Genomic DNA, 11,727 nt, shown 5'->3' on the forward strand with positions numbered 1-11,727 from the left:
CGTACCCGCACTACCCGCACGACGGGTACCTGGGCCGGGAGATGGCCGCCGACGGGTGGGACGCCGCCGTCGTGGAGGAGCTGGGCCACGAGCTGGCGGAGCTGTGGGACACCGCCGAACAGCCCCCTGCGGCAGGCGGCCCGGCGGCCGCGTTCCCGGTGGGCGAGTCCGTTTTCCCGGCCGGTGAGTCCGTGTTCCCCGCCGGTGACCCGGTGTTCCTGGCCGGCGAGTCCGTGTTTCCGGCCGCCGAGGCCGTCTTCCCCCCGAAGCCTTTTCCCCGCACCCCGATGGGCTCTACCGCCACCCCGGGGCCGTCTTTCCCACCGACGACATCGCGTACCCGTCGGACGACGGTGTCGCCCATCACCCCGGTCACTCGGACCACTTGGGATACGCGGACCACTTTGGCCACTCGGACCACTTGGACTACTCGGATCGTCCGGATCGTTTGGACGACGGTGTCGCTCACCACCTTGACGACATCGTGTACCACCCCGGAAAGGCTGTTTTCCACGTCTCCGGGGCCGGATTCCACGCCGCCGGGACCGGTTTCCCCGCGGACGAGGCCGCGTTCTTCCCGGCGGACTCGGCCGGATGCGCCGCACCGGACTCCGACGCCGACGCGGACGGTGAAGCGGCGCCCGTCGGCTGGTCCTGGAGGCGCCTGCTGAGCGCGTCGTCCGTGCTGATGACGGCGGTGATCGCGATCGCCGTCGCCGCGCTGGGCGCGGTGGCCTCCTACCCGTCGCTGCGCGCGATCGCGGACGGCGTCGCCCCGTCGGACATCGCGGGGCTGTGGCCACTGCTGATCTACGGACCGTGGGTCGTGGCCACCCTGTCCATCCTGCGCGCCCGCGCCTACCGGCGCCGTACGCTGCACTCCTGGGCCGTCGTGATCTTCTTTGCCGCCGTGGCCACGCTGCTCTGCATCGCCCAGGTGCACCCTTCCCCGGCGGGCATCGCCGTGGCGGGCCTCCCGCCGTTGACCGTCCTGCTCTGCTTCCACCAGTTCGTACGCCAGCTCGACCTCGCCACCGCACCGACGCCCGCCGCCCGGCACGCACAGAGCAACCGGGGCCAGCACCGCCATCGTTCAGCGGGGTGATGCGGGGAGGGGAAGGCGCGGAACGAAGGAGTCCGAGGAGGAGGCGGAACCAAGGAAGCCGAGTGAAGGAGGCCGGGCGCACGAGGCTGGGAACATGCGGCCGGGGGCGGCGGGGACCCACCGCTCGGCGTCAGGCCGTCGCCGTGTCCACGAGGTCGGTGACGAACTTGCGTACCCGGCCGCGGAGCACCGGTGTGACGCCGTGGATGACCTGCGCGCCGTACGCGACGGCCACCCCCGGCCCGGCGTCGGTCAGCCACCGGCTCTTGCGCGGCGCGCTCAGCCACTGCGGTGTGTCCTCGTGGACGGCGGGGCCGTGCGGCAGGCTGCGGCTGAGCGGTGTACCCGGTTCGTACCCGTCGGCCGCGTCCAGCAGCGTGTCGGTCCAGGGAGCGGAGTCCGACGTCGTCTCGATGTAGAACCGGCCGCCTTCCGCCGCGTCCGCGATCGTCACGCCGATCCGGCCGATGCGCCGGGGCGGCGTCCGCGGGCTGCTGATCCCGTCGAGGTGGGTGGGCACGCTCTCACCCACGGCGAGTTCGGTGTAACCCCAGTGCCCTGATCCGGCGATGGACGGCATACTGCGCCGGATCGCGGGCAGCGCCCGCTGGGTGGCGTCGGCCAGGACCTCCTGGGCGGTGGCCGGGGCCTTGAGGACCTCGGCCTGGTGGCGGGGCTGCCAGCCGGCCGCCTCGCTGTCCATGATCTTGACCAGCCGGGAGATCTCCTCCGCGGTGAGGAACTCCTCGACCGTCTGCAGCATGAGCGTCTCGCTGATGTGGATCACTTCGCTCTCCTCGTCGGAGTCCGGGGTACCGGTTCTGTACTCCACGGTGCCGTCGGGGCGAGGGGGCGGGCAGGCGCAGACGGGGGCGCACGCGTGCGCAGCGGCTCGTACGTGTGTGCGCCCTGGGGGCGACTGCCCCGCGCTGTCACTTCCCGGTGAGCGAGGCGCCCTTCTCCATGTTCAGCGGCCGGGCGGCCGTCTCGGCGAGGCCCAGGACCGTCGCGACGTTGGACTCGCTCAGCGGGATGCGCAGCAGCCCGACGGCCTCGGACTCGGTGAGGGAGGAGATCGTCGGGCTCGACGCCGAGTTCGCGGCGGCGGGCTGCGGGGCGAGGGCGGCCGCGCCGGCCGCGGCGAGCGCTGTGACGACTGCGGAACGGATACGCATCAGGGTGAGAGCTTCCATGGGAGTCGGGGGATAGGTGGTGCGGGACGGTGGCGCTACGCGGGAAAGCGCGCATCCAGTCAAGGCGGGCTCGGACGGTTACGAAGCGCCGTGGTCCGCGCGACCACCCCTACGGGTGCCCGGGATCACCCGTGCGGCAGACGGAACGGCAGGGGTGTTCGACGCGGCGCGGTGGCCGGCCGGTCCGACTAGGGCGGACGATCATGGGTACCCAGCGCGCCGGGCCACCGGTGACCGCGGCGGACCCGACCCGCACGGAAGAGTGAGCCGGGAGGCGGCGTTGGCGGAGGCGAGGGGCACGGCCGGGTGGCGGTGGGTGTGGTGGGAAGTGGCCGCGGTCGGCCGCACGGTGCGGGGCGCGGTGCGGGGGTCCGGGCCGGAGCGGGACACCGTCGTCCAGTCGCTGAAAGCGGCCGGCGCCGCGGTCACGGCCTGGGCGCTGACCGGCTGGTGGCTGAACGCGCCGCTGGCCCTGATGGCCCCCTGGACCGCGCTGGCGCTGGTCGACGCCACCGTCTACCGCTCGCTGCGGTCCGGACTCCAGCAGCTCGTGGTGATCGTGCTCGGCGCCCTGCTGGCCTCCGCGGCGATGGCCGTCACCGACGGCAGCACGCTGGGCGCCATGCTCATCGTGCTGCCGGTGATGACGCTGATCGGCACCCACCGCAGACTGGGCGCCCAGGGCATCTACGGCGCGACCACCGCCCTGTTCGTCATCACCTACGGCGCCTACTCGCTGACCGAGGTCGGGCACCGGCTCATGGAGACCGCGATCGGGGCGGTCATCGGCATCACCGTCAACGCGCTGATCCTCCCGCCGGTGCACCTGCGCAATGTGCACGACCAGCTGCGGCGCCTGCCCCGGGAGAGCGCCGAATTGCTGCGCATCATGGCCGAGGGCCTGCGCGACGAGGAGCGGAGCGCCACGGACGCGGCGGGCTGGCACGACCGCGCGCGCCGCCTCGGCCAGGTGCTGCGGGCGCTGGCCAGCGCCCGCGAGTGGAACACCGAGAGCTCCCGTTTCAACCCCGGCTTCCGGCTGCGCCGTACCGGACCGCCCCCGCCGCCGCCCGAGAAGGCCGACGCGGTGTGGGAGCGGGCCGTCGCCCACCTCTCGGCGATCACCCGCACGCTGGCCGGCACGGCGGGGGACAAGGCCCGGCTGACCGCGCCCGGCGCGGCGTTCCTGCGGCGCTACGCCGATCTCGCGGACGAGGCCGCGACGCTGTGCCAGGCCGAGGAGGATTTGATCGCGGACGGCGACCGGGCGGCGGCGGGGGAGCGCTACCGCCGGGCTCGTGCGCGGGCGCAGGAGCTGTACGACGGGCTCGCGGACGACTTCCGCGAGCAGCGCGACCCGCCGGCCGCCGCGGCGAGCGGCGAACTGCTCGTGGAGATGAAGCAGCTGCTGCACGAGCTGACCCTTCTCGCGGATCCGGACGTGCCCGCGGACCCACGGAAGCCGGACGGCCGGCGGAAAGCGCGGGGGCAGGTGAAGCCGGGGCGGGAGGGGAAGCAGGGACAAGAGGTGAAGCCGGGACAAGAGGTGAAGCCGGGAGGTGCGCGGGGCCGGGGCCGTACCGCTGTCGATGTCGATGGCCGACCCTCGGACCCCACCTGACCCGACGCCTCCCCCATGCGCGTACCAGCAGGCCAAGGCGTTTCCCCGGAGGCACCGGGGGCACTCGTGAGCCACACGGCACCCCGCCCCCGGACGGGTGAGACAGGTGAAGGGAAGGACCGCGACGTGAAACGCCCCCGGCCCGCGGAGACCTGTCGGCGGCGGTCGTCTCCGCGCTGGAGCAGCCGCCGGGCACCGTGCGCCTGCCGGACAGCCATATGGCGGCGGCGTCGGACCCGTACGGCGACGACCTGCAACTCGCCCTCGCCCTCTGCTACGAGCTGCACTACCGCGGCTTCGACGCCGTACCCGACACCTGGGAGTGGGATCCGGAACTGCTGCGTTTCCGGGCCGCACTGGAGCACGCCTTCCTCGGCGCGCTGCGCGCCGACGTCCCCGCGCGTGACGACGTGGACGCGCTGCTCGACGGCCTGCTGGTGGAGCCGGCGGACAGCGACGGCGTCTCGCACTTCCTGCGCGACAAGGGCGAGCACCGGCACCTGCGGGAGTACGCGGCCCAGCGGTCCCTCTACCACCTCAAGGAGGCCGACCCCCACCTGTGGGTCGTGCCGCGCCTGTGGGGCCAGGCCAAGGCCGGGATGATGGCGGTGGAGTACGACGAGTTCGGGGCGGGCCGCGCCGAACGGGTGCACTCGCGGCTCTTCGCCGAGCTGATGGACGACCTCGGCCTGGACAGCACGTACGGCCGCTACCTGGGCGCCTGCTCCCGGCAGATGCTCGCCGTCAACAACCTGATGTCGCTCTTCGGGCTGCACCGCGTGCACCGAGGCGCCCTGATAGGCCACTTCGCCTGGGTCGAGATCACCTCGTCGCCCGGGTCCCGCCGCCTCGCGCAGGCGCTGGAGCGGCTGGAGGCCGGGCCGGCGGCCGTGCACTTCTACGCCGAGCACGTCGAGGCGGACGCCGTGCACGAACAGGTGGTGCGCCACCAGGTCGTGAAGGGACTGCTGCGGGAGGAGCCCGCGCTCGCCCCGGACGTCGCGTTCGGCATCGGCGCCACCGAACTGTTGGAGGACCGGCTGGGCGAGCATCTGCTCAGCGCCTGGCAGGCGGGCGAGTCCTCACTGTTCGCCGCGATCTGACGCGCCGCCGGCCGTCCGCGCGGCCGGGGGCCGCTTGCGGCTGCGGTGACTGGTGTCGCACCACGGGAAGGTACGGCTGCGGCGGCACATGCACAGCGCCACGAACGGGCGGTCCGAACGGACCACGGTCCCGTCGTCCGCCTCCACTTCCACCGGGCCTTCGATGAGCACCGGGCCACCGGGGTCCTGGACGACCCGGCGCGCCTCCTTGCGCGCCGGCTCCGTCCGCTCCGGTACGGATTCGCGCATGAGCTCACTCGGTTCGCTGCGCACGGACCACCACCAGCTCTTCCTTGTCCTGGCCAGGGGCGATCAGCCCCTGGGCCTCCAGCCACGGGGCGCGCTGCCGCATCACCGGCCCGAACGGGATGAACCTCCGGTCGGTGACCGAGGTCTCCAGCCCGGCGTCCGTCAGCAGGTCCACGGTCCGGTCGGGGTCGCAGAGCTGGGAGTGGACGAGCAGCAGCACACCGCCCGGGGCGAGCAGCACGGGCACCTGCGCGCACAGCCGGTCCAGTACGGCCCGGCCGTCCGGCCCGGCGTCCCACGCCCGCGCCCGGCCGCCGCGCGGCAGTACGGGTGCCGGGCAGGGAACGTACGGCGGGTTCGCCATGACCAGGTCGAAGCGGCGCCCGGCCACGGGGCGCAGCAGATCGCCGCGGTGTGCGCGCACCCGGCTCGCGTGCCCGGCGAACCAGGCGTTCAACCGGGTGGTGAGCACGGCGGCGAACGCCGCGTCCGTCGCGGTGACTCGCCCGGCGCCGTGCCGGGCCGCGGCGACCGCCAGGGCACCGCTGCCCGCGCCCACGTCCAGCACCTCGGCGCCCGGCCGCAGCGTCTCGCGCCGGAGGGCCGCGGCCAGCATTCCGGTGTCTTCCTGGGGCGCGTACACGCCAGGGGGTTTGATGAAGAACACGGGTCACGAGTACCCCGGAAGCAACGTTCATCTCACGACGGACGAAAGACGCGGTGCCAGGACGCCGAGCGGCCCGACGGCTGTCACCGCACGGCGGTGAGCGTGGTCACCAGCACGTCGCGGTACGCGGGCCGTGACCGGTCCATCGGCCGGATCGGGGAGACGCAGTGCAGCGAGTCCCGGTCGTCCGACAGGAGCAGGCTGCCCGGCCGGTACAGGGTGGTGGACAGCAGTTCCCGCCCGTCGTGGGTGTAGACGCTGCTCTGGCCGCCGGTGGCGTTGTCACGGTCGACGAGCAGGGACGACACCAGGGTGACGCCGTCCTTGTGGCGGCCCTCCGGGGTGGGGTCGCCCGCGTCGTCGGCCGTCGCCACGACCCGGAAGGGGTGCACCTTGACGATCCACCGCCCGGCGTCGTCCAGGGCGGCCGCCGCCTGACCCAGCAGGGTGAACAGCGGCCGCAGCAGCGGGTCGGCGACGAACGCGTCGGTCAGCGGTTCGAAGTGCCGGTCCACCGTCTCGTACAGCGGATTGGTGTCCTTCGGCTGCACGAACGGCGTGTGCGACAGCTGGACGATCTCGCCGGTGGCCGGGGTGAGGGAGAACTGGCCGTACCGGCGCAGTCTGCGGGTGCCCTGCTCGGCCGCGTACCGGTCCTCGCCCAGGTCGTCCCAGTGCGCGGCGAAGCGCGCCCACGCCGTGTCGTCCGCGCCCAGCTGCGCCCGGACCGAGGCCGGGGACATCAGACAGACGGCGGAGTGGGTCAGGCACGAGCGCGCGGCCTCGACCGGGGAGTCGGCCCCGGCCGTGCCGCCGGTGCCGGAGGGTGCCGAGCGGTCCTCGATGTGCTCCACGTCGGTTGTCCGCCTTCCTGCCGGGCGTGCGCCGCAGCGCCTGCGTGGTCCCATCGTGTGGCGGCCGGCCGCTGATCGCATCTTGCGCGCACCCGGCGCCCGGTACGGGGGCGCCGCGGTGGATCATGGGGCGGGTACTGCCCGCTCGGCGGCCTGTTCATGCCGGATGACTCAATGTCGTCGTATGGCGTCATCTTTCTTTGACACCTCTTTTCGGGGCTTCCTACGGTGATCGCACCGCCTCCGCCAGAGAACGTCCAGAGAAGAGGAACCCATGCGCGTCCTGTGCACCGCGACCGGCTCTCCGTCGCACGGCAGAGCCCTGCTGCCACTGGCCCGCGCGCTGGCCGGGGCCGGCCACGACGTCACGGTGGCCACGACGCCCGAAGTGGCCCCCGTCTTCGCCGCCGATCCCGTGACGGTGGAAACCTGCCTGCCCCGGATCGACTTCGGGTCCGGCTGGCAGGACGACGCCGAGGAGTCGGCGGAAGCGGACGGCGTCTCCGAGGAGGACCGGCACCTGCGCATCCTGCTCGACCGGCTCGTCGGCGACATGGCCGTCGAGAGCCACGACGCACTGGCCGGGCTGGCCCGTACCGTACGCCCGGACGTCATCATCCGGGACGGCATGGACTTCGGCGCGTGCCTGCTCGCCGAGCGGCTCGGCATCCCGCAGCTGCCCATCCCCGCGGGGACGGTCAACATCCTTGACCCGGAAAGCCTGCTGCCGGGTCTCAACGAGCTGCGCGAGCGGCTGGAGCTGCCCGTGCAGGAGGAGGCCGGATCGCTCTACCCGCACGGCCGCTTCGACTACCTGCCCGCCGCGTTCTCCTTCGCCCACTTCCCCTCGACGGTCCTGGCCTACCGCCAGACCACCGTCGTGGACCGCACCGCCGGACTGCCCGGCTGGGTGACCGAACTGCCCACCGACCGGCCCCTGGTGTTCGCCGCGGTGGGCACCGCACTGCCGATGTTCCGCGAGGTGCTGCCCGAGGGCACCCCGCTGCCGGTGGGGATGACCGACCCGGCCGAGCAGTTGGGCACCATCATCGCGGGCCTGTCCCGGCTGGACTGCACGGCCGTGGTGGCGACCGGCGGCATCAGCCCGGCCGGCGGCGTCGAGCCCGCGCCGCACGTCCACCTGACGGACCGTCTCGCGCAGCCGCTGCTGCTGGAGTGCGCCGACCTGTTCGTCACCCACGGCGGTTACAACAGCGTCAGGGAAGCGGTGCGCACGGGCACGCCCATGGCGGTGCTGCCGAACTTCGGCGACCAGCTGCCCAACGCCCAGCGGGTGCAGGAACTGGGGCTCGGCCGGCACCTGACCGACACCGCGCCGGAGGCCGTGGCCGCCGTGTGCCGGGACATCCTGGACGACCGCGGCATCGCCGCCAGGATCCGGCAGGCGCAGCTCGCCAGCCTGGCGCTGCCGGACGTCGGGCAGGTCGTGGACGATCTGGAGAAGCTCATCGCCTGAGGAGGCGGCGCGGGTCGCCTGAGGCTGTACCGGCCTCCTGAGGCGGCACAGGCATCCTGAGGCTGTACCGGCTGGGAGTGCGGCGGGCCCGTCGTGGGACGGGGGCGCCGCACTCCCGCGTGGTGTTTTCGGGGGCTTTCGCGGAGGCGAGGGCGGGGTCCTTCAGGACCGTACGGCCCCCGCCGCCGCGCGGGCCGTCGGCACGACCACCGGCGAACCGTCGGACGGAGCGGCGAGGATCTCCGCGTCGACGCCGTACAGCTCCTTCACCAGCGGCGCGTCGATGATCTCGCGCGGCGGGCCCGCGGCGACCACCCGGCCCGCCCGCATGGCGACGACCGTGTCGGCGTAGCGGGCCGCCGCCGCGAGGTCGTGGACGACCATGACGATGGTCCGCCCGGCCGCCGCGACCTCGCGGACCAGGTCCAGCACCTCCACGGCGTGGCCGATGTCGAGGGCGCTGGTCGGTTCGTCGAGCAGTACGACGGGGGTCTCCTGGGCGAGGGCCATGGCCAGCCAGCAGCGCTGACGCTGGCCGCCGGAGAGCTGGTCGAGGCGGCGGTCGGCCAGGCCGGTGGTGCCGGTCGCCTCCAGGGCGCGGGTCACGGCCCGTTCGTCCTCGCGGGACCACTGGCGGAACAGGCCCTGGTGCGGGTGGCGTCCGTACCGTACGAGGCCCGCCACGGTGACCGCCTCGGGTGCCTGCGGGGACTGGGGGAGCAGGGCGATGCGGTGGGCCGCCTCCCGCTGCTTGAGCCGCCACACGTCGGCGTCGCCGGCGAACACCTGGCCGGAGGCGGGCTCGTGCAGGCGCGCCATGCAGCGCAGCAGGGTGGACTTGCCGCAGCCGTTGGGGCCGACCACCGCCACCACCTGGCCCGACTCCACCGTCAGATCGACCCGGTCGACGACCGGGTGCCCGGCGTATCCGGCGGTGAGCTGCTCGACGCGGAGTTCCACTGTGGCCGGCCTTTCCCCGGGGCGAGAGGTCACACCTCTTGCCTATTTGTCATAAGGTAAGGCTAACCTTAACGCTAAGTGGCGCACGAACGGCTGCCGCGGCCGCCGTACGCACGCCTTGTCACGTCATGTCCCATTGAACCCGGAGTCCCCGATGACCGTGTCCCGCCGCTCACTTCTCACCGCCCGACGCCGTACCGCCTCGGCCGTCGCCGCCCTCGGTGCCGCGGCGCTGTTGCTGACCGGCTGCGGCTCGGACTCCGGCGCGGACGCCATGGACAAGGGCGGCAAGGACGCGGCGGCGTCCGGCGGCACCCGTACGGTCAAGGACGCCACCGGCAAGGTCGTCGAGGTGCCCGCGAACCCGAAGCGGATCGTCACGCTGACCCAGGAGGACCTGGACGCGGTCCTCGCGCTGAAGATCAAGCCGGTGGGCATCACCAACGGGCAGGGCCTGGACGAGCCGCCCGCCTACCTGAAGGACAAGGTCGCGGGCATCGACATCGTCGGCGGCCTGCTCAAGCCCGTCATGGACAAGGTCGTCGCGGCCAAGCCCGACCTGATCCTCGCCGGTGACATGCAGGACGAGCAGGTCCTCAAGCAGTTGCGCGAGATCACCCCCGCCACTCTGGTGACGATGGCGCCCACCGACGACTGGAAGATGTCCTTCCGCGGCATCGGCAACGCCGTCAACAAGCTGAACGACGCCAACAAGGTCATCGCCGACCACGAGGCCGCCGCCAAGCAGGCGGGCGAGAAGCTGGGCGCGAACAAGGGCGCCGCCGTCTCCATCGTGCGCTGGAACCCGGACGGGCCGAGCTGGATGGAGAAGAAGCAGTTCGCCAGCGGCGTCGCCCTGGAGATGGGTCTGCAGCGGCCCGCCAACCAGAACAAGGACGGCAACGCGCACGCCCCGTCGCTCAGCCTGGAGAAGATCGACGAGATCGACGGCGACTGGCTGTTCCTGTCCACCCTGACCTCCGACGGCGAGAAGGCCCTCAAGGACGTGCAGACCAAGCCCGCCTACAAGGAGCTGGGCGCGGTGAAGAAGGGCCACGTGGTGACGGTCAACGGCTCCGTCTGGTCCACCCGCGGCGGCCCGCTGGCCAGTGACGTCGTCATGAACGACATCAGCAAGGCGCTGTCCAAGTCCTGAGCCGGAGCGGCCGGGAGGCCACTGCGGTGCCGGTGGCACCCCTCGGGGCGCCACCGGCACTCCGTCATGCCCCGGCCGCGCCGCCGTTCCTGGCGTACGCGAAGTCCGCCGCCGTCCAGGCCAGGCCCACCGCTCCGTCGAGCATGGCCCGCATGGCCCGCGGTGCCACCGCCGCCTCCGCGAACTCCGGCTCGTGCGGCCCGCAGGCGCCCCCGCTGATGTCCAGCACGGGGTGGATGGCGGGCACCACATGGGACACATTGCCCATGTCCGTACAGGCGAAGGGCCCGCGCTCGACCGGCTCGGGACGGCCCAGGGCGCGCGCGTTGGCGCCCCACAGGGCGATCAGCCCGGGGTCACCGCGGAAGTCCAGGTAGTCGGGCTCCGGGCGCTCCAGGGTCACCTCGCAGCCGGTCGCCAGCGCCCCGGCCCGGAAGCACGCCTCGACGCGCTCCCGCAGCTCGCGCAGGTCCTCGGCGGCCTCGGCGCGGATCTCGTACTCGGCCGTCGCGCGGTCGGGTATCGCGTTCGGCGCGGAGCCGGCCGAGGTCGTGACGCCGTGCACCCGCCACTGCGGCGGCAGTTGCTGGCGCAGCAGGCCCAGGGCGACCTGGGCCACGGTCAGCGCGTCGGCCGCGTTGCGGCCCTCGTGCGGGTTCAGACTGGGATGGGCGGTGCGGCCGGCGTACGTGACGGACAGCGTGCCCAGCGCGAAGGACCGGAAGTCGGACATCTCGAACGGGCACGGGTGCACCATCATCGCCGCGTCCACCCCGTCGAACGCGCCCGCCTCCAGCAGCAGCGCCTTGCCCGCGCCGCGCTCCTCGGCCGGCGTGCCCACGACCCGGACCGTCAGGCCCAGTTCCGCCGTGTAGGGAGCCAGGCCCAGCGCCGCGCCGACACCGGCCGCGGCGATCAGGTTGTGGCCGCAGGCGTGGCCGAGGTCCGGCAGGGCGTCGTACTCGCAGGCGATGGCCACCGTGACCGGGCCGGTCCCGGTGGTGGCCGTGAACGCGGTGTCCAGGCCGTGGGCGGGCGCGGTCACCTCGAAGCCGTGCTCGCGCAGCAGTCCGGCGCACCAGGAGGCTGCCTCGTGCTCGGTAAAGGCTGTCTCGGGACGGCCGTGGATACGGCGGCTCAGGTCGGTCAGGACGGTGTCTTTACCTTTGATGTGCCGGCGCACGGCGTCCTTGACGGCGGTGAGCGCGGCGGGGCCGGGGATGGGGGCGGGGGCGGGGGCGGACGTCATCGTCTCCTCTTCGGGCTCGGTGACCGGTGCCGGTGGCGGTCGGCGGCACCGCAGAAGAGTAAAAATAACTTAGGCTTCCCTAAGTTTGTGTGC

The 11,727-nt window shown here is 73.0% G+C and carries 12 protein-coding genes; 5 read left to right on the forward strand and 7 right to left on the reverse strand.

Annotation, left to right across the window (positions count from 1 at the left end; all coding sequences use genetic code 11):
• The first annotated feature begins 448 nt into the window (after positions 1–448).
• Positions 449–1,105, forward strand: coding sequence for a DUF2637 domain-containing protein (locus ACEXOX_RS35435; protein ID WP_406524948.1), 657 nt, complete (start codon positions 449–451; stop codon positions 1,103–1,105).
• A gap of 130 nt (positions 1,106–1,235) precedes the next feature.
• Here the strand turns inward: ACEXOX_RS35435 and ACEXOX_RS35440 are convergent, their stop codons facing one another.
• Both ACEXOX_RS35440 and ACEXOX_RS35445 read right to left on the reverse strand, forming a co-directional pair.
• Positions 1,236–1,937 (reverse strand): hypothetical protein, encoded by a 702-nt coding sequence (locus ACEXOX_RS35440; RefSeq protein WP_406524949.1) that lies wholly within the window; start codon positions 1,935–1,937, stop codon positions 1,236–1,238.
• 100 nt (positions 1,938–2,037) lie between these two features.
• Positions 2,038–2,298: a hypothetical protein gene (locus ACEXOX_RS35445; RefSeq protein ID WP_406524950.1), complete on the reverse strand. Its 261-nt coding sequence runs from the start codon at positions 2,296–2,298 to the stop codon at positions 2,038–2,040.
• A gap of 280 nt (positions 2,299–2,578) precedes the next feature.
• Between ACEXOX_RS35445 and ACEXOX_RS35450 the strand changes: the two genes are divergently transcribed.
• Entirely contained in the window at positions 2,579–3,919 is a 1,341-nt protein-coding gene (locus ACEXOX_RS35450) for an FUSC family protein (protein ID WP_406524951.1), read from the forward strand.
• 218 nt (positions 3,920–4,137) lie between these two features.
• Complete coding sequence (locus ACEXOX_RS35455; protein ID WP_406524952.1) at positions 4,138–5,022, forward strand: iron-containing redox enzyme family protein; 885 nt, start codon at positions 4,138–4,140, stop codon at positions 5,020–5,022.
• On the opposite strand, the gene ACEXOX_RS35460 is transcribed toward ACEXOX_RS35455, so the two are convergent.
• The 3 genes from ACEXOX_RS35460 to ACEXOX_RS35470 form a co-directional block, all read right to left on the reverse strand.
• Complete coding sequence (locus ACEXOX_RS35460) at positions 5,002–5,271, reverse strand: CDGSH iron-sulfur domain-containing protein (protein ID WP_406524953.1); 270 nt, start codon at positions 5,269–5,271, stop codon at positions 5,002–5,004. The two genes, ACEXOX_RS35455 and ACEXOX_RS35460, sit on opposite strands and share 21 nt — an antisense overlap.
• A gap of 4 nt (positions 5,272–5,275) precedes the next feature.
• Complete coding sequence (locus ACEXOX_RS35465) at positions 5,276–5,938, reverse strand: HemK2/MTQ2 family protein methyltransferase (RefSeq protein ID WP_406524954.1); 663 nt, start codon at positions 5,936–5,938, stop codon at positions 5,276–5,278.
• Positions 5,939–6,021: 83 nt separating this feature from the next.
• Positions 6,022–6,792: a 2OG-Fe dioxygenase family protein gene (locus ACEXOX_RS35470; RefSeq protein ID WP_406524955.1), complete on the reverse strand. Its 771-nt coding sequence runs from the start codon at positions 6,790–6,792 to the stop codon at positions 6,022–6,024.
• A gap of 274 nt (positions 6,793–7,066) precedes the next feature.
• Between ACEXOX_RS35470 and ACEXOX_RS35475 the strand changes: the two genes are divergently transcribed.
• Positions 7,067–8,269: a glycosyltransferase gene (locus ACEXOX_RS35475; RefSeq protein WP_406524956.1), complete on the forward strand. Its 1,203-nt coding sequence runs from the start codon at positions 7,067–7,069 to the stop codon at positions 8,267–8,269.
• A gap of 162 nt (positions 8,270–8,431) precedes the next feature.
• Here ACEXOX_RS35475 and ACEXOX_RS35480 read toward each other — a convergent pair whose 3' ends face one another.
• A complete protein-coding gene (locus ACEXOX_RS35480) occupies positions 8,432–9,229 on the reverse strand; it encodes an ABC transporter ATP-binding protein (RefSeq protein ID WP_406524957.1) in 798 nt (265 codons plus the stop codon).
• A 154-nt stretch (positions 9,230–9,383) separates the two neighbouring features.
• Between ACEXOX_RS35480 and ACEXOX_RS35485 the strand changes: the two genes are divergently transcribed.
• Positions 9,384–10,385 (forward strand): ABC transporter substrate-binding protein, encoded by a 1,002-nt coding sequence (locus ACEXOX_RS35485; protein WP_406524958.1) that lies wholly within the window; start codon positions 9,384–9,386, stop codon positions 10,383–10,385.
• Between the two features lie 64 nt (positions 10,386–10,449).
• On the opposite strand, the gene ACEXOX_RS35490 is transcribed toward ACEXOX_RS35485, so the two are convergent.
• Positions 10,450–11,634 carry an amidohydrolase gene (locus tag ACEXOX_RS35490; protein WP_406524959.1) on the reverse strand — a complete coding sequence of 395 codons (1,185 nt, stop codon included), beginning with the start codon at positions 11,632–11,634 and terminating at the stop codon, positions 10,450–10,452.
• Positions 11,635–11,727: the final 93 nt, after the last annotated feature.

The sequence above is a fragment of the Streptomyces sp. Ac-502 genome (genome assembly GCF_045222935.1).
Classification (GTDB): Bacteria; Actinomycetota; Actinomycetes; order Streptomycetales; family Streptomycetaceae; genus Streptomyces; species Streptomyces monomycini.